General features: G+C 36.6%; 23 protein-coding genes and 2 other annotated features. Of the genes, 6 read left to right on the forward strand and 17 right to left on the reverse strand.

Annotated elements, in window-relative coordinates:
- Positions 1 to 322 precede the first annotated feature (322 nt).
- Positions 323 to 946, reverse strand: coding sequence for a hypothetical protein (locus KI338_RS13550; RefSeq protein WP_212921536.1), 624 nt, complete (start codon positions 944 to 946; stop codon positions 323 to 325).
- A gap of 196 nt (positions 947 to 1,142) precedes the next feature.
- Here KI338_RS13550 and KI338_RS13555 point away from each other — a divergent pair, with 196 nt between their 5' ends.
- Together KI338_RS13555 and KI338_RS13560 are read left to right on the forward strand one after the other, a co-directional pair.
- Positions 1,143 to 2,195, forward strand: a complete 1,053-nt coding sequence (locus KI338_RS13555; RefSeq protein ID WP_212921537.1) for a CotH kinase family protein — start codon at positions 1,143 to 1,145, stop codon at positions 2,193 to 2,195.
- A gap of 40 nt (positions 2,196 to 2,235) precedes the next feature.
- Positions 2,236 to 2,616, forward strand: a complete 381-nt coding sequence (locus tag KI338_RS13560) for an SET domain-containing protein (protein ID WP_212921538.1) — start codon at positions 2,236 to 2,238, stop codon at positions 2,614 to 2,616.
- A gap of 454 nt (positions 2,617 to 3,070) precedes the next feature.
- Here KI338_RS13560 and KI338_RS13565 read toward each other — a convergent pair whose 3' ends face one another.
- From KI338_RS13565 to KI338_RS13600, 8 genes are all read right to left on the reverse strand, one after another.
- Entirely contained in the window at positions 3,071 to 3,754 is a 684-nt protein-coding gene (locus KI338_RS13565) for a YwrJ family protein (protein ID WP_212921539.1), read from the reverse strand.
- A gap of 407 nt (positions 3,755 to 4,161) precedes the next feature.
- Positions 4,162 to 5,772: a hypothetical protein gene (locus tag KI338_RS13570; RefSeq protein WP_212921540.1), complete on the reverse strand. Its 1,611-nt coding sequence runs from the start codon at positions 5,770 to 5,772 to the stop codon at positions 4,162 to 4,164.
- A gap of 52 nt (positions 5,773 to 5,824) precedes the next feature.
- Positions 5,825 to 6,427: a hypothetical protein gene (locus tag KI338_RS13575; RefSeq protein ID WP_212921541.1), complete on the reverse strand. Its 603-nt coding sequence runs from the start codon at positions 6,425 to 6,427 to the stop codon at positions 5,825 to 5,827.
- A gap of 338 nt (positions 6,428 to 6,765) precedes the next feature.
- On the reverse strand, positions 6,766 to 7,764 hold the full coding sequence (locus tag KI338_RS13580) for an SPFH domain-containing protein (protein WP_212921542.1): 999 nt from the start codon (positions 7,762 to 7,764) through the stop codon (positions 6,766 to 6,768).
- A gap of 39 nt (positions 7,765 to 7,803) precedes the next feature.
- On the reverse strand, positions 7,804 to 8,574 hold the full coding sequence (locus tag KI338_RS13585) for a TPM domain-containing protein (RefSeq protein ID WP_244853612.1): 771 nt from the start codon (positions 8,572 to 8,574) through the stop codon (positions 7,804 to 7,806).
- On the reverse strand, positions 8,571 to 9,599 hold the full coding sequence (locus KI338_RS13590) for a TFIIB-type zinc ribbon-containing protein (protein ID WP_212921543.1): 1,029 nt from the start codon (positions 9,597 to 9,599) through the stop codon (positions 8,571 to 8,573). The genes KI338_RS13585 and KI338_RS13590 overlap by 4 nt, the downstream gene beginning before the upstream one ends.
- A gap of 84 nt (positions 9,600 to 9,683) precedes the next feature.
- The gene (locus tag KI338_RS13595) at positions 9,684 to 10,289 is read right to left on the reverse strand and encodes a PspA/IM30 family protein (RefSeq protein ID WP_212921544.1); all 606 of its coding nucleotides are present in this window, start codon (positions 10,287 to 10,289) and stop codon (positions 9,684 to 9,686) included.
- Positions 10,290 to 10,526: 237 nt separating this feature from the next.
- Positions 10,527 to 11,399 (reverse strand): TetR/AcrR family transcriptional regulator, encoded by an 873-nt coding sequence (locus KI338_RS13600; RefSeq protein WP_212921545.1) that lies wholly within the window; start codon positions 11,397 to 11,399, stop codon positions 10,527 to 10,529.
- Between the two features lie 153 nt (positions 11,400 to 11,552).
- Between KI338_RS13600 and KI338_RS13605 the strand changes: the two genes are divergently transcribed.
- Together KI338_RS13605 and sstT are read left to right on the forward strand one after the other, a co-directional pair.
- Positions 11,553 to 13,058, forward strand: coding sequence for a DHA2 family efflux MFS transporter permease subunit (locus KI338_RS13605; protein ID WP_212921546.1), 1,506 nt, complete (start codon positions 11,553 to 11,555; stop codon positions 13,056 to 13,058).
- 172 nt (positions 13,059 to 13,230) lie between these two features.
- Positions 13,231 to 13,447, forward strand: a binding site (T-box leader).
- A 27-nt stretch (positions 13,448 to 13,474) separates the two neighbouring features.
- Positions 13,475 to 13,693 (forward strand) — a binding site (T-box leader).
- 128 nt (positions 13,694 to 13,821) lie between these two features.
- Positions 13,822 to 15,060, forward strand: a complete 1,239-nt coding sequence (sstT, locus tag KI338_RS13610) for a serine/threonine transporter SstT (RefSeq protein WP_212921547.1) — start codon at positions 13,822 to 13,824, stop codon at positions 15,058 to 15,060.
- Between the two features lie 231 nt (positions 15,061 to 15,291).
- On the opposite strand, the gene KI338_RS13615 is transcribed toward sstT, so the two are convergent.
- The 4 genes from KI338_RS13615 to KI338_RS13630 are packed head-to-tail and all read right to left on the reverse strand — an operon-like array spanning position 15,292 to position 19,063.
- The gene (locus KI338_RS13615) at positions 15,292 to 16,299 is read right to left on the reverse strand and encodes a FecCD family ABC transporter permease (protein ID WP_212921548.1); all 1,008 of its coding nucleotides are present in this window, start codon (positions 16,297 to 16,299) and stop codon (positions 15,292 to 15,294) included.
- Positions 16,296 to 17,300, reverse strand: coding sequence for a FecCD family ABC transporter permease (locus KI338_RS13620; protein ID WP_212921549.1), 1,005 nt, complete (start codon positions 17,298 to 17,300; stop codon positions 16,296 to 16,298). The genes KI338_RS13615 and KI338_RS13620 overlap by 4 nt, the downstream gene beginning before the upstream one ends.
- Positions 17,301 to 17,352: 52 nt before the next feature.
- Entirely contained in the window at positions 17,353 to 18,267 is a 915-nt protein-coding gene (locus tag KI338_RS13625) for an iron-hydroxamate ABC transporter substrate-binding protein (protein ID WP_212921550.1), read from the reverse strand.
- Positions 18,218 to 19,063 carry an ABC transporter ATP-binding protein gene (locus tag KI338_RS13630; RefSeq protein ID WP_212921551.1) on the reverse strand — a complete coding sequence of 282 codons (846 nt, stop codon included), beginning with the start codon at positions 19,061 to 19,063 and terminating at the stop codon, positions 18,218 to 18,220. The genes KI338_RS13625 and KI338_RS13630 overlap by 50 nt, the downstream gene beginning before the upstream one ends.
- A gap of 155 nt (positions 19,064 to 19,218) precedes the next feature.
- Here KI338_RS13630 and KI338_RS13635 point away from each other — a divergent pair, with 155 nt between their 5' ends.
- Positions 19,219 to 20,268, forward strand: coding sequence for an NAD(P)/FAD-dependent oxidoreductase (locus KI338_RS13635; protein ID WP_212921552.1), 1,050 nt, complete (start codon positions 19,219 to 19,221; stop codon positions 20,266 to 20,268).
- A gap of 235 nt (positions 20,269 to 20,503) precedes the next feature.
- Complete coding sequence (locus KI338_RS13640; protein WP_212921553.1) at positions 20,504 to 22,213, forward strand: serine hydrolase domain-containing protein; 1,710 nt, start codon at positions 20,504 to 20,506, stop codon at positions 22,211 to 22,213.
- Between the two features lie 161 nt (positions 22,214 to 22,374).
- On the opposite strand, the gene KI338_RS13645 is transcribed toward KI338_RS13640, so the two are convergent.
- The 4 genes from KI338_RS13645 to KI338_RS13660 form a co-directional block, all read right to left on the reverse strand.
- The gene (locus tag KI338_RS13645) at positions 22,375 to 23,124 is read right to left on the reverse strand and encodes an ABC transporter permease (protein WP_212921554.1); all 750 of its coding nucleotides are present in this window, start codon (positions 23,122 to 23,124) and stop codon (positions 22,375 to 22,377) included.
- Positions 23,125 to 23,886: an ABC transporter ATP-binding protein gene (locus KI338_RS13650; protein WP_212921555.1), complete on the reverse strand. Its 762-nt coding sequence runs from the start codon at positions 23,884 to 23,886 to the stop codon at positions 23,125 to 23,127.
- A gap of 170 nt (positions 23,887 to 24,056) precedes the next feature.
- Positions 24,057 to 24,398: a DUF1048 domain-containing protein gene (locus KI338_RS13655; RefSeq protein WP_212921556.1), complete on the reverse strand. Its 342-nt coding sequence runs from the start codon at positions 24,396 to 24,398 to the stop codon at positions 24,057 to 24,059.
- Positions 24,399 to 24,469: 71 nt separating this feature from the next.
- Positions 24,470 to 24,790, reverse strand: coding sequence for a PadR family transcriptional regulator (locus KI338_RS13660; RefSeq protein WP_212921557.1), 321 nt, complete (start codon positions 24,788 to 24,790; stop codon positions 24,470 to 24,472).
- Between the last annotated feature and the right edge of the window lie 331 nt (positions 24,791 to 25,121).

Genomic DNA, 25,121 nt, shown 5'->3' on the forward strand with positions numbered 1-25,121 from the left:
ATTAAAAGGTTAACCTTTCATATTCATTAATCTCGACATTCATTTCTGGGTTCAAAAAAGAGTTCCCAGCGAACTGTCCCTGCGTTTCTCCAATCACTAAACATCGTATCAAGCTTTATGAATAAATAATTAAATCTTCTATCCATCCTTCAAAATAATCGTAATTAATTAATAGCCAATTCATTAAATCACTTTTTAGGATGATTTCGTAAAATTCAGGGCTTTTTGGCTCTAATATTTAATGAAATAGCCGTACCAGTTAAACTAACATCACATATGATATAACAAATTGTATGAAAAGAGGCGATTTCATGTCTGATAATCATTTTGATGCAAATAAAGTAGGCGAAGAAACTAAAAATTCGAGCGACACCAGCTCACATTCTTCATGTTCCACTACTGATACGACAAGCACGAGTTCTTCTGGCGGAAAAGGAAAAGGTGAATCTGGTAGTAGTACCCATTCTTCTTCAAGCACTAGTAAGTCTAAGTCTTCTACCTCCACTACTGGTACGACTAGCACAAGTTCTTCTGGCGGAAAAGGAAAAGGTGGATCTAGTAATAGCAGCACCCATTCCTCTTCTTCAAGCACGAGTAAGTCCAAGTCTTCTACCTCCACTACTGGTACGACTAGCACAAGTTCTTCCGGCGGAAAAGGAAAAGGCAAAGGTGGATCTGGTAGTAGCAGCACCCATTCCTCTTCTTCAAGCACGAGTAAGTCCAATTCTTCTACCTCCACTACTGGTACGACTAGCACAAGTTCTTCCGGCGGAAAAGGAAAAGGCAAAGGTGGATCCGGTAGTAGCAGCACCCATTCCTCTTCTTCAAGCACGAGTAAGTCCAAGTCTTCTACCTCCACTACTGGTACGACTAGCACGAGTTCTTCTGGCGGAAAAGGAAAAGGCAAAGGTGGATCTGGTAGTAGTAGTACTGGTACCTCATCCACAGGTTCTACCACCACAAAAACATCAACATCTAGTACATCAAGCTATAGCAGTAGAAGGAAACGTCGAAGAAACAGCACTAGTTAATTCTAAACATTAATTAGGATTGGAGGGGTACTATAACTCCTCTTTCCTATAATTTTTTAATGAAGAGGTGATGTTATTGTGGAGATCCAAATACCAAATTTTTATATTAATATGAAGGAAGAGGATTTGGAAGAGTTAAGGAGTGATATTTGGAACGACTTACCTTTACCGGCAAACTTGATTATCGATAAATCCATCTACGATATTGATATTTCGTATAGAGGATCTTATACAAGACCTTTTCGTAAGAGATCTTATTTCATAGAATTTATTGAGCCTGATATGTTTAATGGAGGAAGGGAAATCCATTTAAATGCTGAATATAGAGACCCCTCTCTTTTTCGAAATAAGCTTTCTCTAGATTTTTTTTATGACCTTGGCGTCTTATCACCTAAAAGCTACCACGTCAACTTAATTAGAAATGATGTTCCTAAAGGTGTTTATTTAGTATTAGAATCTGTGGATGACTTATTTCTAACAAATCGGGATCTCCCAATAGGTCCCATTTATTATGCAGTTAATAATAATGCCAACTTCTCTTATACCAGAGATGGTCGTAAAAAGAGATCCAGGATTTCCGGTTATAGACAAAAAATCGGAAACAAAGAAGATGATGAAGCACTTAGGAAGCTAATTGATATTATCAATACTACTTCTGACATGGAGTTTTCTAAGACTATTCCGGGTTTTGTGAACATCAATAAATACATTCATTGGATGATTGGTGCGGTATGTACTATGAATAATGATGGGTTTACACATAACTACGCACTTTATCAAAACACACATACTGGACTCTATGAGGTAATTCCTTGGGATTATGATGCTACATGGGGAAGAAAAGTAGATGGGGGAATAATGAATTGTGACTACGTACCAATTCAAGGAAAAAAAGGTAACTACCTCTGCTATCGTATCTTGCAAGTTCAAGAATTTAGAAAGCAATATAAAGAGAGATTGGAAGAAGTGCTTGAAACAAAATTTACTGTGGACTATATGGAGAACAAAATCACCGCCCTACATCAACAACTTCTCCCCCATGTAATGAATGATCCCTATAAAAAAAGAAAAATAGATAAATTCAAAAATGAACCAGAAATCATATGTCAATTTATTCTAGATAGAAGTAATTATTTAAAGCAACATTTTAGCGAACTTGATTAACTATACGACTTGGTATGGACACGCGAGAGGAGGAATATTATTGCAAAAGATTTCCGTCCAAGATACAGGAAAATATGGAAGAGGTGTTTTTGCATTGTGCGATTTTGAAGAAGGAGATCTGATAGAATCTGCACCTGTCATTGCTTTACCAAAGTCTGAACGGAAATACATTAAGAAGACAATGCTAAGTGACTACTTCTTTAATTGGGGGAAAAAGAGGAAAAACCCCGCTATCGCATTAGGGTACGGGTCTTTGTATAATCATTCTTATACACCTAACGCAAAATTTATTGTTAATCTAAGTGAAAATGCCATTGACTTTTATTCATTGAGGAAAATAAGAAAAGGAGAAGAAATCACCGTTAACTATAATGGTGATCCAACTGATAAAACAAATGTGTGGTTTGAAGTGATCGACTAGCACATTTATTAATTTAACGCTTCATGCTTTTTAAGAAGGGATGTACAACAGGACGTCCTCTATATATCGTGCTCCTTTTTCCTGATGAATCCATTTCTTTTGATATACTACAGTTTCAAGATTTACTAGGATTGAATTATGTAGTGTGTGCTGAAAAGAGCAATTCAAAAAGCCTTTCATCCATTACGAAAGGCTTCATTTATGTTTTTTAACAGAAGCTGGCTTTAAGCATTTTAAGGCAGAAAACCACTAAAACACATTCATTTATTTTCGATACAACGTCTATATCTAAATAAAAACTGTCTTAACAGTATTTGTTTCAGGGCCAATTAAGGAAGTATTTGGTCGACATTAATCTAATAAAGAGATTCTTCCTAGCAAAATAATACTAACAAAAAATATGTAGAGACAGAAGTAAGCTTCTTTCTCTACAATTAGATAGTCACAAATCTACTTAAACTTGATGCAATGTTTTTATATGATGCATATTGATAAACAATGGTTTTGATCGTGCACTTTGAATTTTTACTATCGGTCCTGAAATTTCAATTATTCTTCCAATATGATAATTCTTTTCTCCAATATTTAAAACGACAACATCATCTAAAAACTTTTCAATTTGAACCTCAAAGGTTCTTGCAAGCTTAGGGTTTGTTGGCTGAACGGGGAAATTATGCATATCTAATCCATATGGTCGTTGATCTTGAGAATATGGAATCAACCATTTAAGATGATTTAATGTTATATACATCGTTTTATATATCGGTGAATGGAAAACAAAGTAATTATTCATTATACTTGTTATATATCCATGTAATGGTTGATTTGCGGTCACATAGATTTCTACAAATATACCTTTTGCTTCTGTAAGAACCTTACGTAAAGACCAGTCTGTTTCTTCTAAAGATAGAATACTAGTTAAATCTGTTGAATTTAAAGGATAGGAGATTTCATTCGAACTATCTTCTACTGCTCTAATATTTTGGATATGCACAATCGGAATGTATACATAGTCATTTCCGTTGAACAAAACCAATGTATCTGTCCCAATATCAATAATTTTTCCATTAACTAGCTTTTTACCAGAAATCTCTACTACACATGGTTCGTTCAACAGTCCTTGCAATATTGTTTTCATACTTTCACCCCCAATCAAAAAAAGCTCTATCACCTACGTCTACTGTAAAGGTTTATTGAAACGAGTTAATCCTAGTAGAATGTACTCACTCCACAAGTCTCTTACCTACCATATTTTCATTTTCATAAAAAATTTAATTTCATAGAACTTCTAGATCATTATTGCAATTACAAGGAAATTTATGTCTTAAAATACTAATCCTGATTATTATTTCTACATACTTATAATTAGGTGAAGCTCCTTACAGTAAAATGTAATAAGTACTCTATTTGCACCAAAATTGAAGTGTCCATGGGTTTATCGTATAAATGTAATAATTCTGGAGATGTTTTATGTGGATTTCTAGTAAAAAGCAATAAAAAATAAAGGGTAAAGGATTTTGATAGAAGTAAAACTGTTCACCACTTTTATATATCTTCTTTATTTAATTTTTGAAGCATTTTTTCAGCATGTCTAATTAATGCATGATACTGTGCTTTTAATACTTCTTTCATTTCAGATGATAAAGGACGTTGAGTTTCCTCATCGAGCTGCTCAGGTTCTTCAGATGAAGAATAGATATTTTTTTGCATATTAAGAAGTGATTTTACCTCAGTATTATTCATACTCGCCCTTAACTCTTTAGGATTATTGTTCTTTTGTAGCTTGAATCTTGGTTTCTCCATTTTTACTTTATTTCTCTTATTTATGTGAACCACTCTATAAGATTGGAAGCTGTTTTTTTTCCATTCTTTTTTATTCTGTTTTTGCATTTTTATTTCTGGCATTTGCAAATCTGTTCCCATTGCAGCTTCCGTAAAACGGGTCTCCTCGTTAGCTCCTTCATTATATAGTACTTGATCTATTACTTCAGAGTCCTCCTCTGTAATTGACACTTGATTCTTCGCTTTAGTTCTTTTCCGTGCTTTCTTTTTAACGGGGGCTTGGACTTCTACGTCAATATCTACTATATCTTCTATAACAGATTGATGCCCTTCTCCTTCTATTTTTTCCTCTTTGACAGGTGATTGTTCATTTATTTCTGCTTCTTCCGTTTCTTTCTCAGGTGCATGCTCATTTACTTCTGCTTCTTCTGTACCTTTCTCTATGATAGAGGCTTGGTCATTCACTTCGACTTCTTCCGTTTCTTCCTCTACGACAGAGGCTTGGTTATTCACTTCTACTTCTTCCATTTTTTCTATGACAGAAGCTTGATCATTTATTTCTGCTTTCTCTGTTTCTTCCTCTATGATAGAAGATCGGTCATCCACTTCGACTTCTTCCGTTTCTTCTTCTATGACAGAGGATCGGTCATCCATTTCGACTTCTTCCGTTTCTTCTTCTATGACAGAAATTCGATCATTCATTTCTGCTTCTTCCGCTTCTTCTTTTATGACAGAAGTTCGATCATTCATTTCTGCTTGTTCTGTTTCTTCCTCCATGGTAGACGTTTGCTCAATTTCTTCTTTCTCTGTTTCTTCCTCTATGATAGAAGTATGGGAAATAGACCTAAGATTATCAGCTTGTTCCCTTGTGGGAGCTTTATCTAATACTTCTTTTGGGGAATCTGAAGGGGGATCCTCTTCGGCTTTATCTGCTTGAACATCCTGCTTCATTTCAGGATGTTCACCTTCATAAATGTCGGAAATACAGGATTTTTGAAAATATAACTGTTTACTATTATTTACCAAAACAATATAATTACTGAGGATATCTGTTAGTACTCCTGAGGTACCCTTTCCAGATAAAATATTGATGGTTACCCAGCTATATTTTAGTGCCTCCAAAACGCTATCTAAGGACCATGCATGCAAATATGTTGACCGATCACCTTTTAAATCATAGTCCCTGGAGTTTTTAGAAAGTGCTATTATATGATTGATGGTTAAATAATGGATTTTATCTAAAATAGCTATAATTAGATAATCCTCATTAACATCTAATAAAACACCTTCTATATAATTATCATTCTTAAGAAACAATCCAATATTGGTTCCTTTTAAACTATGAAGGACTTTACCTAGAGTAGAGTAAGTCATATAGAATCCCCCTTTTCCCCTAAAGCAAACAACAATAACAATACAATAAATACTACTCGGTTTTTTCTTCTGCCTTTTCTGGCTGTTTTTCTTCTTTCCTATCTGCTTGTTTTTCTTGCGTCTTTTGTGAATTATTGCTTCGTTTACTCTTATTGTTTTTCTGAGCATTTTGATTTTGGTTTTGGTTTTGGTTTTGATTTTGGTTTTGTTCTTCATTTGCATTTGGCTTTTCAACTTTTGCGCCATAGCTTATATTGCGAAGATGGAAAGTTGATACACGTACAACTTCTTCTCCGGAAACTACAACAATATAGTGATCGGAAACTTCTTCTAGTACACCTTCTAGCATTTCAGGACCTCCACGGTTTACCTGTATCCAACGGTGTTTTAAGTTGTTCAAAATTTCTTGGAACTTATTAGCACAAAGGTATTCAAAATCCTCTGGAACTTCTAGTTCAAAGCCAAATCCCTGCTTAGCATTGCTTGTTAAGCTTTTTATATGCTGTGTATTATAGTAAATGACACCATCATTTTCGGTTAACACCGCTAAATAATCGTCTTCTACTGCTAACACTTTACCGACACGTGATTCAGGTCCACCTCTATCAATTTTAACAACCTTATCCATAAAAGAGAGTAACAAGTCCTTATTCATTTTCTAACCTCCTATTATATTTTCCATATATCTATATGTGTCATAGCAGGTTGTTGTATTAGCCAGAGGCCTATTTTTACCATATTTTTAAAAATTAAGGTATTACCAAAGAGAATTTGAGCTATTACTCTTCATACTTCCTTCTGAAAAAGCAAGCTTCAGTTAGGACATTTTAGAATTAATAAATAATATGCCTAAGTACGGTAAACAGTTCCTATTGTTCCATGGGTATTCTTGAAGAATGGACATAAAATTAAAAAGACTGGAGCAAATAAAATCACTCCAGTCAAATTTAATATTTACTTTTCCTTTAATATCTTAATTAGATTAAGACTATGTTAAATCAACTTCTGACCACAATTAGAGCAAAAGTTAGCTCCTTGCGTCTTCTGACCACAATTTGGACAGAAATTTGGGATGTTATTTGTTGAATTTCCTTGTGATGGTATCGGCTCACTTTGATTTTGTGAATTATTTTGATTTAGGCTCTGATTCATATTCTTCATCACTTCACCGGCCATCGTCATCCCCATCATCATTCCAGCCATATCTGTTGCTGTACCAGAACCCTGTAATTTTCCTGAAGCCATCGCATCTGTAATGGAAACCTGCTGGTAGCGTGATAGATCACCAATCATTCCTTGTGAAGCTGCCTTTTTAACCATATCCTGGATTTCCTGAGGATAGTTAAAGCTTGATACATTGAATCCCGTCATGGTCATTCCCATCTCAAGAATTTGCATATCTAAATCTTCACGAATTCCATTAGATATTTCTAAAGCATTTACCTGTAGATTAAAAAGATCCTTACCCTCTTTCGTTATCCACTTCATTAGTAATTGATCCAGGATAGAGGTAATCCGAATCTTCACATCATCAACTAAATAGCGATCCTTAATCCCTGCAATATTATCGATTAGCCCAATATAATCATTAACCTTAAATTCGAAGGTTCCATTTGCTCGAATTGGTAGCCCTCCAGGTAGATTTAACTGTGGAGCAGGGATATTAATCGCATTTTTTGTCCCCCACTTCACGTTAAAGATTTTCGTATTAACGAATAGAACCTCAACACGAAGACCACTATTAAATCCAAACTTAAATCCTTTTAAAGTGGATAGAAATGGAATAATTTCGGATTCAATATTATAATCACCTTCATCTTTGAAGATTCCTTCAATTTTTCCATTGTATAGAAAAATAGCATCCTGACCAGGGCGAATGATTAAACGACTTCCCTTTTTTATTTCGCTATTTCTCCATTTCCAGAAAATCATATCATCACGAAACTCATCCCATTCGATAACATCTGCAAATTGATTTTTGAAAAAAGCCATGTGCAACTTCCTTTCATTCTATCATTTCGGTGTAACCTATTAAAATTTTCCTCGACTCCCGCTGTAGGAGTGTCCCCCACTGGTAATTCCTCCTCCTCCACCGCTTCTATTATTATTTTGAGGCTTTCTACGTTTTGTAACACTTTTCGTTAAATAAACATCCTTACGCTCTAATACTTTAAAATCACCTGTATAGGTTCTTTCATTAACTGTTACTTTCCCACCAGAGTTATATGCCATGGATCCAACTACTAGTCCAGCTACCCCTATCGCTAGTAAAATATGAAACCACGTTTTTAATAGAAAGCTATCTGGATTAACAAAAGGCATGTAACCCATATATTCAGATCCTGTTTCAATGAACAAGGAAAACGCCTCATAGTAATTTCCACCTGATAAGTAGGGGGTAATCTTTTGTCTAATTAAATCTGCACGCTTATCATTGATATATTTTTCACCTTTATAAAAACCGAATATCATAACATCTCTTTTTGCCATATTTAAAGCTACGATGGCAGTATTTCCATGAGGCTTATCAAAGCCGAATGCCATGTCATCATAAAAGTCCTCTATATATGGTTGAATATCTCGCCCATCGGCATCTGGTGTAGTCACAATGATAAAATCCATTTCATGCTCTTTCCCATGCTTGAGCGCTAGGTCCTCTAATTCTGCTATTTCATCCTCTGATAATAGATTAGCATAATCATATACTCGTTGTTTATTTTCTTCTGCAAAGGCTGAGGTAAGGAATCCAAATATAAATACAAGAGAAAGAATACTAGTTAAAAATAATACCCGTTTTTTCACCAGATATCCCCCCCAACCATAACGGTAATTAATTTTGCTGCAACAAAGGTAGCAGCTGCAATACCGCCAAACCAAGCTGATACTTTCGCAAAGCTTAAAGGAGGCCTTCCAACTACTTTGCCATTAACCCCATTCATAGCAAAGGTGTGTTCCTGCTTGTCATAATCATAATAAACCATCCATACAGGCAGAAGGACATAATGGGCTTTCGTCTCATTCGTGTCTACGTTTTTTTCTATGTATTGTACGGACGAATAACCACCAATGGTAGATTGAATATACTTATCAATATAGCTACTAACCTTTGATTTAACTCGTGGGAATAAGTCCTTATTATTGTAATTATACTTTTCTGCTAAATATCCCGCTAAATAGGGTGTTTTAAAGTCTTTTAAACTACTATAATCATATGGCTCTAATTTATCCATTAATTCATCATTCATTTTCTCAGAAGCATCAACTGGAACTTTATTAAAGGTCAAGTCTATTTTTCGACGTACATCATAATATTTTGTTTCCGTATAGATATAATCTCCTCGTGTATAGGAGCTTACCTTCGTTGCCTTCGCTGTGACATCAGCGACACTATGCAAATCATAAAGCCAGAATGGGACATATATTCCCGTGATCCCTTTTATTCGATCTGCTGACATAAAGCCTTTTGGTGTTAGCCTACCATTTTTACACCATTTCTTAAATGCTTGAATGGCTTCCTCCTTGCTAATTTTAAATGGAATCACTTTATCAGGCGCAAGATTACCAGATACGCGGTCAGCCAGGACTACTGCAGCTCCACAAAAGCTGCAGGAAGTAGCAGAAGTATCTGCATCCGTTATAACAGCAGCCCCACAATTATTACATACATATTCTTTTGCTTCATCATCTGAAAATCTGGTTGAAATAAATTCTTCAGAAAAGTCCTCTACGGAATCATTTCTTCCACAGCTCTGACACGTTAATTTACCTGAAGCACTATCAAATGCCATGTCATCGCCACAGTTTGGGCATTTATAATGAATGAGCATAATTTCACTCCTTCTGCTTACAATATTTTATTTTTTTATCCTTTTCATATCATCTATTTCCTTATTTATATGAACACTGTTATCTTATTTTGATGAAATTCTTTCTATATCATCATCTAATCCTCTTTTTAGTTGTTCAATTGCTTCCGCCTCTGCTAGCGCCCGTTCTGCCTTTTCCTCTAATTGATCAAAGGCTGTTAAACGAACGTTTGATTGAGATGGGCCGAGCTCATTCATCCGCTGCTTGCTCTTAGCTTCTGTCAGACGACCAACTAGAATGTCCCGACGTTCAGAAAGCTCAGTAAAATCCTGTCGGAGCTTTTCTTGTACCAACTTCATTTGTTCTACATGAACTGCCGCTACCTCATATTGTGCTTTTAGTTCCTGTGACCGCGACTTAAAATTTAATTTCTCTTCTAAAAAATTCCTTGCTTTTCCCTCGTCACCGGATTCTAATGCTTTAACCGCATAGCGTTCCATCTTTTCCATCTCAGAAATACATTGATCTAATTCTCTTTTAACCCGTTTGCAATTTGCTTCAATGGCATCATATTCCGCCTTCGCTTCTCTTAAATCTCGCTCTATTTCCCTTAATGATTGATTAACAATATGTTCCGGATCCTCTGCATCACTTATTCTTGCATGAATATTACTAGCCAAAATGGTCCGTACCCGCTTCAAAATTCCCATTTCTACACCACCTAACGAAATTAAATCATACTATATATACGCAATGCTTTGGTAAAAGGTTTCAAAGGGTGATTGCTATTAATATACTAGTGTTTTGTTTATTTATATATTAAAAAGGTAATTAGCAGAACAAATAGGTTACACGGCATTCATCTGTTTTAGTGTTAAAGCAAAAGTATTCCAAACTATTAGAAAAAGCTTCCCAATCACTACTATTATCAGACTGGGAAGCTTCTTTTATCTCAACTTTATATAATACCAAACCATATAGGTTAAAGCGTCTATTTGTGTTTTCATGGGTGACTGCTCGAAGGATTCCTTTAACGGATTCAATAGTGCTTGAACAACACTTTTACGAATTCTATCTCTTTGTAGCTCTGTTAATATTGTATCAAAAAAATCCTTTTGCTCTATTGTAAACTCTTCCTGTTTTCCAATATCATCTGCCAACGCCAAGATTTCTTCTAATGTAACTACTTTATCCTCAATCTTGGAGCGTAGAAAATCAAGCGCAGAATAATTTAATAGCTGCGATTTCTTTTCCATCATTTGCGGAATAATTTTTTCAATATAGGAAAATAATACACTAACAACCTCATCCAATGAACGAGTAGAATTAGAAATTCTCATAACTAGAAGAATGGTATAAAGCATTCCAAGGAACAGAATAGCGGCTTCAAAGGCAAAAGGCCTAATCTGTTCACCGTATACTTCAACAATTCGTTCCGAAATCCATTCTGCTTCATATATTCGATGCTGAAAGACGTACTTTTTCAATTCAGGATCGTTTGAACTTAAAATTTTCTCAAATAGCTCATTAATATTTCTCTCTTCATTCAAACGATTAACAATGGAAATTTGTTCAATTAAAACTTTACGATCTTCTTTGTCTTTCCCGAGCTCTAATTCTTTTCGTAATTGGCTCATATCGTAACGTACATCTTCTAGGATTTCTACAATACAATCGTTCTTCGTTGCAAAATAATTATAAAAAGTTCCCTTTGATATTTTCGCATGATCAATGATATCCTGAATAGAAGTTTGTTGAATACCCTTATCGACAAATAATTTAAATGCAACATCAGCTACATGTCTTTTCCGCTTATTCATAAGTCCTCCTAATACACTACCCCTTTTGGAAAAGTATAAAATTGTTCCTCTAAAATATCAATCGTTTATACTTCAAGTATAAAATCATTGATTTTATTATACACATAGTTTAAAATCTTTTAGGTGATATTAAATTATAGAGGGGGATATGGAATGAATGCAACTTTAAATGAACAAAAAAAACCTCCATATATTATGTTAGTTGTTTTATTTGTAGGAGCATTTGTATCTTTTTTAAATAACTCATTACTAAACGTCGCGCTACCGACAATCATGACTGACTTAAAGGTAGAATATACAACCGTTCAGTGGCTTGCGACTGGTTATATGTTGGTAAGCGGAGTGCTAGTTCCGGCATCCGCATTTTTAATTGTACGCTTTACAAACAGGCAATTGTTTATTACGTCAATGGCGATTTTTACAATTGGGACAGCCATGTCTGCAATCGCGCCAAACTTTGCCATCTTATTAATTGGACGTATGATCCAGGCAGCAGGTTCTTCTGTCATGGGACCATTATTAATGAACATTATGCTGGTTAGCTTCCCACGTGAAAAACGTGGTGCTGCAATGGGTGTGTTTGGATTAGTTATGATTACAGCACCTGCCATTGGACCAACCTTATCTGGTTATATTGTACAATATTATGATTGGCGTTTTCTTTTCGAAATGATCTTACCGCTTGCGGTTATTTCGCTTATTTTGGCTATTTGGAAAGCTGAAAATGTCATGGATAGATTCAAAAATGCAACCATTGATTATTTATCTGTAATTCTATCTACCATCGGATTCGGTGGCTTATTATACGGTGTAAGTTCTGTAAGCTCAGATGGCTGGACTGATCCTATCGTTTTAACAACATTAATTGTTGGTGCAATTGCACTAGCTTTATTCATTGTTCGTCAATTAGTAATTGAAAAGCCACTATTAGATTTACGTGTTTATAAATATCCTATGTTTGCATTAGCTTCTATCATTTCCGTTGTTAATGCAATGGCAATGTTTTCTGGAATGATTTTAACACCTGCATATGTACAGGATGTACGTGGAATTTCACCACTTGATTCTGGATTAATGATGTTACCAGGTGCAGTTGTGATGGGTATCATGTCACCGATTACTGGTAAATTATTTGATAAATTTGGACCAAAGATGTTAGGTATCATTGGACTTACCATTACAGCTATTTCGACATATATGCTATCCGAACTACAAATTGATTCTAGCTATACCTATATCATTTCGGTATATACGCTTCGGATGTTTGGTATGTCCATGGTAATGATGCCTATTATGACAAATGGATTAAATCAGTTACCAACACGATTAAACCCACATGGAACTGCAGTTAACAACACTGCCCAACAGGTTTCTGGTTCGATTGGTACAGCGATATTTGTAACGATCATGAGTAATGTTGCTACCTCAAAAGGTGAAAGTTTAATGGCTAACGTAGATCCTACTACTCTAACTGAAGAATCCGTTGCTGTAATGGGTCATAAAGCATTATTAGCAGGAATCCAGTATTCCTTCTTTATTGCGGTTATCGTGAATATTGTTGCTTTGATTTTAGTATTCTTCATTAAGCGTGTTGATGTTAGCGGTGAAGCTGCTGAAAAGTTGGACGGTGGAAATGAAGGAAGTCTAGCAAGGGAATAATATCCAGGCATAAGCTTCTTACTTCATAACTAATAATGGGGCTACCAACAATAGTTTATAACATTGTTGGTAGCCCCATTCTCTTTATCTTTTAAAATAACAAGAAATACTATTGAAATATCGAACCAGATGATATATCATAAATAATAATTTACTTAATCATTTAACTTTTTAAAAGGCAATGAAGAGGACATGGGTTACTTTTTCAGTTTACAGAGAGGGAAGAATTTGCTGGAATCTTCCTAAACATAAGAAGTAGCTTACCACCTTGGAGCTGTATTAGGGAATATAGTATCTAATACCGTTATGCTGCGTTAATGCATTGGAGCCATAAGTTATTACTTATGGGAAGTTGGGTGGAACCACGGGTTAACACACTCGTCCCTTTTATAGGGATTAGTGTGTTTTTTTATATGTTAAAAGCGATGAAAAGGACATGAATTATTTTTCTTATTTCACAGAGAGGGAAGATTAGCTGAGAACTTCCTAAACAAAGGAAAATAATTTACCACCTTGGAGCTGTATTAGGGAATATAGTATCTAATACCGTTATGCTACGTTAATGCATTGAAGCCATATGTCGTTACGTATGGGAAGTTGGGTGGAACCACGGGTTAAACATACTCGTCCCTTTTATAGGGATTAGTATGTTTTTTTATTTATATAAATATAGTATTAGAAAGTGAGGGATGTGATTAACTAACACACTATAATTTCTAAGTAGTTTGGTTTTTAAATAATATGATCGACGGAGGGGATTAACATGAAAAATGGATTACGAAAATGGAATCAAATAAGCATTGTAAAGCGAATTCTTTTAGGTTTAGCAATTGGAATTATTTTAGCTCTAACACTACCTAATGGTGCAAAATGGATTTCTATTTTTGGTGATTTATTCGTAGGTGCATTAAAGGCAATTGCACCAATTTTAGTATTTTTCCTAGTCATCCATGCCATCTCTAATCATAAAAAGGGAAATAAAACAAATATGAAGTCCATTATTTTCTTATATGCAATTGGGACTATTCTAGCGGGACTTGTAGGAGTTGTTGCAAGCTTTGTTTTCCCAGTTTCATTATCTCTTACCACAGGAGCAGAAGATCTAACTCCACCAAGTGGTATTGTAGAGGTTTTAGAAAAACTACTTTATAATATTGTCGACAATCCAGTAAATGCCCTAATGAACGCAAATTATATCGGTATCTTAACATGGGCAATTTTACTTGGAATTGCATTAAGGAGTGCAAAGGAAACGACAAAAAATGTGTTGGAAAATTTCTCTAATGCGATATCGTTATTAGTAAAGTGGGTCATCAATTTAGCACCAATCGGAATTATGGGTCTTGTCTTTGATGCTATTGTAACGAGTGGACTTTCAACTCTAGTATACTATGGAAGGCTACTTTTAGTTCTCCTTGGATGTATGCTTTTTGTAGCCTTAGTTGTAAATCCATTAATTGTTTATGTAAATATTCGTAGAAATCCATATCCATTAGTATTTACTTGCCTAAGAGAAAGTGGTATAACTGCATTCTTCACTCGTAGTTCTGCTGCAAATATTCCCGTAAATATGAGGTTATGTGAAAAATTAAATTTAGATAGAAATACTTACTCTATCTCTATTCCTTTAGGAGGCACCATCAATATGGCTGGTGCAGCGATTACGATTTCTGTTCTTACCCTAGCCGCTGCTCACACACTGAATATTGAAGTAGATTTATTTACAGCAGTTATCCTTATCGTCCTTTCTGCCATATCCGCTGCAGGTGCATCTGGGGTTGCTGGCGGCTCGCTATTACTTATACCGCTAGCTTGTAGTTTATTTGGTATATCTAATGATGTAGCGATGCAAGTGGTTTCAGTAGGTTTTATTATTGGCGTATTACAGGACTCCTGTGAGACTGCACTTAACTCCTCTACAGATGTCTTATTTACAGCGACTGCTGAGTATGCTAAAAAACGAAAAGAAGAGTTAAATTCACATCAAACTGAAGCAATTTAAATTCATAATATAGCGTAATGTATATGTAAAATAGCAGATTGGAGTAGTTTCTCAATCTGCTATTTTTTGTTATAAAGTTTGAGCTAGAATTCCAAACTTATAACAATTACTTTTTTTGATGGATCTCACCATGTATGTACCTGAATTTCAAGTCACCAAGCTTCAACATCATGTGAACCATTTCCTAACAATAGATGAACGTATAGCATTTTCAAGCAATGTCCATCTATGCTATGCTCTCTTAATCAATAAATAGATAAAATAAGGAGCACCAATTATCGCAGTCATAATGCCTGCTGGAATCATTGTATCCATTATATTTCTACCAATGGTGTCAGCTAGTAGGAGTAATACCCCACCTAGAAGAGCAGTAATAGGAAGATAAAGTTGAGCACGTGGGCCAACTAATGCTTTAGCAATATGAGGAGCCAGTAGCCCAATAAAAGCAATTCCACCTGTTACCGATACCGTTGTCGCTGCTAAAGCTATGGCTATGATTAGTAATATGAATCGTTGTTTTTCAATGGAGATTCCAACTCCAATAGCAACCGGCTCATTTAGGGAAAGCAGGTTCAACTGATTCGCTTTAAAAAAAGTCCATGGAATCAAGATAATAATCCATGGCAGTAAAGCTACGATAAATGGCCAATCTGTGCCCCAAATATTACCTGCAAGCCATTGAGCAATAAAATCTACCTTAGCATGTTCGGCACCAGAAATAATGATAATCATTGCACCTGATAGTGCCATGGAAAAGGCTATCCCAATTAGCACTAATCGAATTGGTTGAAATCCTCTACCCTTTTTATATGAAAGAACATAAATCAGAATCGAAGTTATAAATGCGCCAAGAAAACCGAAAATAGGGATAAGAAAAACGAAATTACCTGGTTCTAACGGTAAAAATAGAAAGCAAACAGCAACAGCTAGTCCTGCCCCAGCATTAATTCCGATAATCCCTGGGTCGGCTAAATCATTCCTTGTGATCCCTTGCAAAATTGCACCTGAAATAGCTAGACCCATCCCTGCTAGAATCGTAATTAAAATTCTAGGTAATCGAACCTCAAACAGTACAAAATGCTCCTTAAAGGTCCCTTGACCAAAAAAAGTTGGAAGAATTCTATCAAAGGACACAGAGGAATAACCTACCCCCATTGTAATGATAGCAAGGACTATCATGGAAAGCAGAAGCAGCGCAATCATAATCCGTTGTTTTCTAATGATAGTTGGATGAATCATGAGAATGCTTTGCCCCCTTTATGTACGACGATTAAGAAGAAAGGAAGACCTAAAAATGCTACAATAGCTGCGACTGGGGTCTCATAAGGTGCATGGATAGTACGACCCATCAGGTCTGCAAGCATCATAAATCCCGCTCCAGTTATTGCAGAAATAGGTAGAATAACTCGATAGTCTGTTCCCACTATTGCTCGAACAATATGGGGAATCATTAGTCCAAGAAAAACCATATTTCCCGCTAAGGCGACCGCTGATCCAGTTAATACAATAATTAAGATGAAAAGAATCACCTTTACTTTCATGATATTTTGCCCTAATCCAATTGCTACTTCCTCGTGTAAGCTTAGTATCGTAAGCTGGCGTGAAAAAAGTGTAGCTACAATAACCCCTACTAGAATAATAGGGACAATAATTTGTAGTTGGCTCCATGTTGTTCCAATCAGTCCACCAGCAGTCCACATTGAAATATCTTTAGAAAGTTTAAAATAAATGCCAATCGCATCTGCTATAGCGGTCAGAAATGCTGTTATGGCAGCACCTGCAAGCACAATTCGGAATGGAGAAAATCCAGCTCTCTTCGTCGCACCTATCCCAAATACTAACCCAGCACCTAAACCTGCACCAATAAAACAAGCAACCATCATAGAAAAGTAATTTAATGCAGGAAAAAATGCCAGCCCTATAGCTAAGGCAAGGTTTGCCCCTGCAGTTAAACCTAAGAGGCCAGGATCAGCAAGTGGATTTCTCGTCAATCCTTGCATAATAGCTCCAGCTACTGATAGAGCTGCACCAACAAACATAGCCCCGATAACACGTGGAATACGTATCTCATGCAACATATTAGCGGTCTCGGATGAACCATTTGTCGTAAGGGATAACCAAATAGATTTCAAGCTAATGTCAGCTGCACCAAGAGCCAAGGACAAACATAATGCACCTATAAAGCTAACCAATATTATCAACGTTTTATAAAATAAATGTCTTTTTCTCATAATCCTCATACTCTCTCTTAAGTAGTAATAGAGAGGGACAACTTATGTTATCCCCTATACACTAGTTTTTTAGAAACGCCTTCTCAAAGGTTTCCAATTGATAGTCAAGTGTTAGAGGATCATTAAAGTAAAATTCATATGCATCAACTTCGATAACTTGATTCGTTTTAACAGCTGGAATATTTTTAAATGATTCAGATTCTAAATAGCTATTATCTTGATCGGAAAATTTACTAATTACCAAGTAATCGCCAGCATACTCAGGAATAACCTCCTGTGAGATAGCATAATAGCCTGGTTCAAGTGCAGTTTCTTTTACTTTTTCAGGCATTTCTAATTCCATCTCTTGATACAGAATTTCAGTTCCCCGACCCCAGTTATCACCATAAATATAGATTTGCTTATCGAAGCTTTCTAAAACAGAAACCGTAGTAGCTTCTCCAATTGTTTGACGAACTTTATCTCCTAAATCCGCTGCGCGTTTTTTGAAATCCTCAACCCATGCTGTAGCTTCTTTTTCTCTATTTAATAATTTACCAATCTCAATATGCTGCTGTAAGTAATCCACCTTACCATATGTAAACGTTACGGTAGGAGCTATTTCCTTTAATTTATCAATGTTCGTTATGTTGGATAATCCAATAATTAGATCAGGCTCTAATTCGATTATTTTTTCTAAATCATCACTAGAAACTTCTTCTACATCCTGTAATTTATCCTGAAAACGTGGATTCATTTTTGACCAAGAATCTACCCCTACAATATTGACATCTAATGCTATAACATTCCCTGCAAAAGAAGATAAAACTACAACACGCTGCGGATCTGCTGGCACTTTTACTGGTCCATTTTCAGATTGATAGGTTATCGTTTTTTCTTTCGCTTTTTCTTCTTTACTTCCCTCAGTAGATGTATTGCCACACCCACTAAGTATTGCTATGAACAATATGAGAACCATTATGGAAATTTTCTTCATTCTCTTTCTCTCCCTTAATTAAGTTATACGTCATACAAATTGGTTTTTTTGTTATTGGATCCTGACGAAGCACAGCATCAATTTGAAAGACTTCTTTAAGTACTTCCTTATTGATTACTTCATCACTGGGACCGGTTTTTACTACTTTTCCATCCTTTAATGCAATGATATAGTCCGCAAAACGAGCTGCTTGGTTAATATCATGAAGAACCATAATGATTGTTCGACCTTGTTCCTGGTTTAATTGCTGCAAGAGTTCTAGGACCTCTAGCTGATGAGCCAAATCTAAATATGTAGTGGGTTCATCCAGAAAAATAATATCTGTTTCTTGTGCTAATGCCATCGCAATCCAAACACGCTGTCTTTGCCCTCCTGATAAAGAGTCAACTGTTTTATATTTATAATCAATTGTCCTTGTCTTCTCTAGTGCCCAATCTATCACCTCTAAATCCTTTCTAGATAACCTACCGAACCCCTTTTGATAAGGAAAGCGTCCATAGGAAACGAGTTCTCCAACTGTTAGTCCTGCCGTCACTTCATTGGTTTGTGGAAGAATAGCCATCTTTTTCGCTAATTCCTTTGTATTCTCCTGTATAATGCTTTGACCATCAAGGAGTATCGAACCATATTGATGTGGAATGATGCGAGTAATCGCTTTTAATAATGTTGATTTTCCACAACCATTCGAACCAATGATGGTTGTTATTTTCTTATCAGGTATCTGAATGGATAGATTTTTTACAATGATCCTTTCTCTATATCCAATAGAAACGTCTTCCACGTGTAAACGGGACATTTCTTTCCTCCTTTCTAAAAATGCTAAAAAACTATTGATAATGATTCTCATTGTCGCTTATAATGTCAATATAAATGAAAATGATTATCATTGTCAATAACTTATGTAAGAAAGGTTTTAAAATACTTGAAATGTACGGAGAGGAGCGTAGCCGTTTGTCTAATTACGATTGTTACGACATCACCATCATAGGTGGCGGGCCAGCAGGACTTTTTTCTGCTTTTTATAGTGGACTTAGGGAGATGAAGACGAAGATTATTGACTTCCAAACACAATTAGGAGGTAAAGTACATATCTATCCAGAAAAAACCATTTGGGATGTTGGGGGAATCACTCCTATTACTGGTGCAAAATTAATTAATCAGTTAGTAGAACAGGGACTAACATTTAACCCAAAGGTTGTTCTAAATGAAAAGGTTGTGTCGATTGAGAAAAAAGATGCTATCTTTGAAATTCATGCAGCATCAGGTGCAGTGCACTATTCTAAAGCCATTATTATTGCTACAGGAAGTGGCATTTTAGAACCACAAAAGCTAAACATTCAAGGAGCAGACAGATTTGAGATAACGAACCTTCATTACACTGTAAAATCATTAAATCGATTTAGAAATAAAACAGTTTTAATATCAGGTGGGGGAAATACAGCTATAGACTGGGCTAATGAACTAGAACCAATTGCTAAAAAGGTATATATTACTTATCGAAAGGAACAACTAAATGGACACGAAGCAATGATCACCCAATTACTTAGCAGTTCAGTTGAGAATTTTTCCCATACCAAAATTTCAAATTTAATCGCTAGTAGTACACAAGATAGAATAGAGAGAGTCGAATTAGAAAATGGTATAACTGGCGAAAAATCCCTTGTAGAAGTAGATGATGTCATTATTAGTCATGGTTACGATCAAGACCTTACACTTTTTCAGAACAGCCCACTAAATATTAATTTAGTTGATAATTATTTCATTGAAGGAAATGAAATGGGTGAAACGAAAATAAAAGGTCTCTTTGTTGCCGGAGATATTTTAAAACATAAAGGAAAGGTTCATCTAATTGCTGGAGCCTTTCACGATGCAGCAAATGCCGTTAACAGAGCAAAGCAGTATATTGAACCAGAGGCTAGTGATGTGGCGATGGTTTCGTCACACAATGAAATTTTTCAAGAGCGAAATAAGAAACTAACCAAGAACTTGATAGAATCCTGATTTTCTAAAATTCTTAGATAAGCGTTAAGGCACGGACTATCCGTGCCTTAAACCAAACCGGGAACTAAGCCTATCCCCTCCTCCATTAGTCATTGATTGTTCATGTGATTCTAGTATTTTTTAATTCGTAAGTTGCATATACACGAAGTAATACTTCTACTATAATCAAATTATGTAAGCGCTACCAAGATACTCCACAGTCTATTAAATTTATGAAGGATTAAGGAGGATAAAAATGATTCGTAAACTAATGTACGGTTTGTTGTCTATTGTCCTATTCACGATGATTATATTCCATACCGAAACAACCATCGCCGAATCCAATTACTTTAATGGACCGATTATTGAAAAGAAAAATCAAAAGAAGTCATCCTTAAAAGCCCATCCGAAATTCTCATGGGGGACTCCTGGCCGATCCTCGCCTGTTCTACATCCCGGTTCAGTCAAGGGAGCGGGTATGGTGGAGGAACCATTATTAAATATAGACTCCATGATCGAATCTATGATTGATAGTGGAACATTTCCTGGGGCTGTAACCTTTGTTGCTCGCCGTGGACATATTGTTCAGCATGAAGCATATGGCCATGCATATCTTTATGAAGATGACGAGTTTACGGAAGCTGACAGCAAAATCAAAATGAAAAAGGATACCATATTCGACCTTGCCTCGATTAGTAAAATTTTTACTACGACCGCAGCAATGAAACTGTATGAAGATGGGTCTTTTAAACTTGATGATCCTGTTGCAAAACATCTTCCTGAATTCGCAATGAATGACAAAGAGAATGTAACGATTCGTCAATTAATGACTCATACATCCGGTTTTCCACCAAGCGCACCTGTCTATAACGTTGAAGGCGACAGAGAGGCGCGCCACCAATATGTTCTCCAGTATCCTCTCACAAATGAACCTGGTACTGTTTATACGTATAGCGATTTAAATATGATTACCTTAGGAATTTTGATTGAACGACTATCTGGTCAAAGGCTTGATCATTATGTGAAGGAGAACATCACAGATCCGCTTAACATGAAGGATACAATGTATAATCCACCAAAATCATTAAGATACAGAATTGCAGCAACAGAATATATGCCATGGACAGATAGAGGAATTGTTTGGGGACAAGTTCATGATGAAAAGGCGTGGGCTCTTGACGGTGTTGCAGGACATGCTGGTGTCTTCTCCACCGCTAAGGACTTAGCAATTCTTGCACATATGTTTCTGAACGATGGTCGCTATGGTGGAAAACAACTATTGAAACCTGAAACGGTTAAACTACTCGTAGAAAATCAAATACCTGAATTCCCTGGTGATGATCATGGACTTGGGTGGGAATTATCACAAATGTGGTATATGGAAGGTTTATCGGAAGCATCCTCACTTGGTCATACCGGTTATACAGGAACATCAATTGTTATCAACCAGAATAATGACACGATTGCCATATTGCTGACAAATCGTGTTCATCCAACAAGGAATACCGTTTCAACCAATCCAGCAAGACGGATGTTTGCAGAACTTGTTGCAGATGCCATTCCTGTTGCGATGCCAACTAAAAAAGCAGAAGCATGGTTCGCAGGCTATGGAGACTTTCTAAATCGGACTCTAACCGCAGAAGTGAATTTAAATACAGCAGCTACGCTTTCTTTTGACACATGGTATCGAACAGAACAAGACGCTGACTTTGGATTTGTAGAAGTAACAAGTGATGGGGAACATTGGCAACAGGTAATAGAGCCTTTTACTGGTACAAGCATCGATTGGCTTTCAAAAGAAGTGACGATTCCAGCTGGTACTACACATATCCGTTTCCGGTATAATACAGACACATATTATCATGGACGTGGTTGGTATGTAGACAATTTGAAGCTTACTAATTCTGCTAATAAAAAGCTACCGATAGATGTAGTCAGTGATGGCTGGACGAAACGTAATTATTAATATATATGAGAAATCTGTGTGTGGCATGTAACAAGTCTTATTTTAAAAAGGGATTCTCTCTCATTAACTTACTTACTCATTGAGAATCCCTTTCTTAAGATTTATGGACTTAATATAACTTCTGTTTGGTACAACCTGTACGGTTTTGGCATTAGGTGTACTTAGACTAACTGCCGTTTAAATAGCTTACTGGCGAAGAAATAAGATACGGCCATAATACCAACACACCAAGCAAACGCAATCCAGAGATTGTTGTCAATAGACCCTTCATACAGAAGGGCACGGATTGAATTCACGATTGAAGTGACAGGCTGGTTCTCGGCAAATACACGGACGACTTTAGGCATGGTTTCTGTCGGTACAAAGGCTGAACTGATAAACGGCAGGAAAACCAGTGGATACGAGTAGGCTGTCGCCCCTTCCATAGATTTTGCGGTCAAGCCTGGAATGACCGATAGCCATGTTAGCGCTAAAGTAAATAATCCAAGTATTCCAGCCACCGAAAACCAATCCAGTAAATTAGCACTGGTACGGAAGCCGATCAAAAGTGCGACAAGAAAAACCACGATGACCGTAAGCGCATTTGATACAAGTGAGGTCAACACATGAGCCCATAATACCGATGAGCGCTTGATAGGCATCGTAATGAAACGTGCCATCAGTCCACTCTGTACATCTGTAAATAGCCGAAGGGAAGTGTAACCAACACCAGTAGCGATAGCCATAAGCAGAATTCCCGGCAATAAATAATTGACATAATTGTCCGTGCCTGTTTCGATAGCCCCGCCAAATACGTAAACAAATAGTAACATCATCATAATCGGTGTAATCGCCACCGTAATAATTGTATCCGGGCTACGCATTATGTTCCGCATTAAACGACCAAATAATACCCCTGTCTTTCTCTTCATTTACATCTCCACCTTTTTACTAATGATAGCTAGGAAAATTTCCTCCAATGTAGGCTGCTTCTCAATATATTCCACTTTTACTGGTGGGAACATCGCTTTAAGCTCGGTAAGGGTCCCAGTAGTGATGATTTTTCCATCGTGCAGGATAGCGATACGGTCTGCTAGTTGTTCAGCCTCCTCCAGGTATTGGGTAGTAAGCAATATGGTCGTACCACTATCGGCAAGCTCCTTCACAGTATTCCATACTTCAATTCGAGCTTCTGGATCAAGTCCTGTTGTCGGTTCGTCGAGGAAAATGACTTCCGGCTTACCAATCAGACTCATAGCGATATCAAGCCGGCGCTTCATCCCCCCAGAATACTGGTCAGCTCGTCGATTAGCCGCATCGGTCAGGCTAAATTTTGTAAGCAAATTTTCTACAACTTGAGCGGGTTTAGAAACTCCCCTAAGCTTTGCAATCATCATTAAATTTTCCCGACCAGTAAGCATTCCGTCTAGAGCTGCGAATTGCCCTGTCAGGCTGATGCTCTGGCGAACCTGATCGGATTGGCGCTGAACGTCAAAGCTGCAAATACTTACTTCCCCACCATCAGGCTTCATCTGCGTAGAGAGGATATTCACTGTTGTTGTCTTGCCCGCTCCGTTCGATCCCAGTAGGGCGAAGATTTCACCCTGCCGTACCTCAAAGTCCACCCCTTTTAAGACTTCCTTGTCTTTAAAGGACTTCTTTAATCCTTTTACAGATATCGCTGTATTGCTCATACTATTCTCCTCCTTTTTTACATACACGTTGTATAGCTAGATTCCTTGCTTGCTATTCAGTCTGACTGGTAACCTGTATTACTTAGTACCACTGTAAAAATAAAACTGAATAACGAGGACACATTCCACATTTACAACTAGCTATTCAGTCAGTATTATCTATCGAGTTTTTACTTTTTTCTCAATCGATCCTGGATACTCTGATTCAAGTCTTCACGATACTTAGCGACATAGGTTTTAGCGTTTGCCACCAATTCGTCGGCAAAGGATGCCACATCATCTCCAGTAATATCTAGCACCTGTCTTCCTTCTGCCGCTCCTTCTTCGAACAAATCCATTAGTTCATATTGCATATGCAGCATATCCATCCCATTACCTGTAGCAAAATTCCACATGTATTTTTGAATTTTCTTAAATACGAACTGGTAATCCTCTGGCAGAGCGTCCACCCTTGCCATCATCATTTTGTATTCTTTTTTATCACCGATCAATTTTTTGAACATCTCTAACATGTCAATTTTCCTCCTTTTTTATTTAGCTGAACAAAATACTCCGATAATATCAGATGATATATCTTATGAAGCTACTTTGACCTTAAAATATTAATTTTTGATGATACAAAATCCCATTTTTCCCAAAATACCTCAAGTTCCTCGCGACCAGCCTCATTCAGGGTGTAAAACTTTCGCGGTGGCCCCATGTCTGATGGCTTTTTTTCTATGTTTACCAGCTTCTTCTTTTCTAATCGTACAAGGATAGTATATACTGTCCCTTCCACGACTTCTGTGAATCCAAGCTCGTTTAGGCGACGAGTAATCTCGTAACCGTAGGTCTCACGGCGGCTGATGATCTCTAGCACGCAGCCTTCTAGGGAACCTTTGAGCATTTCAGTTAAATTCTCCATGTTTGGTGTCACCTCTATTCTGTATGACTTGTATGCAGTGTTACTTAGTACTAAGGTAAAATTTTACTTAATAGCCTTTGGGAAATCCCGCTATTAAGTATTACTTATTACAAGTATACTGTAACACTGAGTAGTAAAGGGTGTCAATGGTTTTTCTTAAATTCTTTTTGACAATCTACCTATTTTGTTACGCATCTTCGTAATGTAAGGTTATCCACAATTTTTGTGGTAATGTCAAAGAAATGAGAAATCAGATGGGGTGAAAGGTGGAAAGATGGACACTTAATATAATTGTGCGCATCCAAATTATTCTTAATGTTTTGGATACGCA

This window comes from Ornithinibacillus bavariensis (assembly GCF_018333235.1).
Classification (GTDB): Bacteria; Bacillota; Bacilli; order Bacillales; family Amphibacillaceae; genus Ornithinibacillus; species Ornithinibacillus bavariensis.

Coding starts and splice junctions, on each gene's coding strand:
- KI338_RS13640 (WP_212921553.1), top strand. CDS start 20,504: ATGATTCGTAAACTAATGTACGGTTTGTTGTCTATTGTCCTATTCACG.
- KI338_RS13620 (WP_212921549.1), bottom strand. CDS start 17,300: ATGAGGATTATGAGAAAAAGACATTTATTTTATAAAACGTTGATAATA.
- sstT (WP_212921547.1), top strand. CDS start 13,822: ATGAAAAATGGATTACGAAAATGGAATCAAATAAGCATTGTAAAGCGA.
- KI338_RS13625 (WP_212921550.1), bottom strand. CDS start 18,267: ATGAAGAAAATTTCCATAATGGTTCTCATATTGTTCATAGCAATACTT.
- KI338_RS13590 (WP_212921543.1), bottom strand. CDS start 9,599: ATGCTCATTCATTATAAATGCCCAAACTGTGGCGATGACATGGCATTT.
- KI338_RS13660 (WP_212921557.1), bottom strand. CDS start 24,790: ATGGAGAATTTAACTGAAATGCTCAAAGGTTCCCTAGAAGGCTGCGTG.
- KI338_RS13570 (WP_212921540.1), bottom strand. CDS start 5,772: ATGACTTACTCTACTCTAGGTAAAGTCCTTCATAGTTTAAAAGGAACC.
- KI338_RS13565 (WP_212921539.1), bottom strand. CDS start 3,754: ATGAAAACAATATTGCAAGGACTGTTGAACGAACCATGTGTAGTAGAG.
- KI338_RS13615 (WP_212921548.1), bottom strand. CDS start 16,299: ATGATTCATCCAACTATCATTAGAAAACAACGGATTATGATTGCGCTG.
- KI338_RS13580 (WP_212921542.1), bottom strand. CDS start 7,764: ATGGCTTTTTTCAAAAATCAATTTGCAGATGTTATCGAATGGGATGAG.
- KI338_RS13575 (WP_212921541.1), bottom strand. CDS start 6,427: ATGAATAAGGACTTGTTACTCTCTTTTATGGATAAGGTTGTTAAAATT.
- KI338_RS13600 (WP_212921545.1), bottom strand. CDS start 11,399: ATGAATAAGCGGAAAAGACATGTAGCTGATGTTGCATTTAAATTATTT.
- KI338_RS13645 (WP_212921554.1), bottom strand. CDS start 23,124: ATGAAGAGAAAGACAGGGGTATTATTTGGTCGTTTAATGCGGAACATA.
- KI338_RS13595 (WP_212921544.1), bottom strand. CDS start 10,289: ATGGGAATTTTGAAGCGGGTACGGACCATTTTGGCTAGTAATATTCAT.
- KI338_RS13655 (WP_212921556.1), bottom strand. CDS start 24,398: ATGTTAGAGATGTTCAAAAAATTGATCGGTGATAAAAAAGAATACAAA.
- KI338_RS13555 (WP_212921537.1), top strand. CDS start 1,143: ATGAAGGAAGAGGATTTGGAAGAGTTAAGGAGTGATATTTGGAACGAC.
- KI338_RS13650 (WP_212921555.1), bottom strand. CDS start 23,886: ATGAGCAATACAGCGATATCTGTAAAAGGATTAAAGAAGTCCTTTAAA.
- KI338_RS13630 (WP_212921551.1), bottom strand. CDS start 19,063: ATGTCCCGTTTACACGTGGAAGACGTTTCTATTGGATATAGAGAAAGG.
- KI338_RS13605 (WP_212921546.1), top strand. CDS start 11,553: ATGAATGCAACTTTAAATGAACAAAAAAAACCTCCATATATTATGTTA.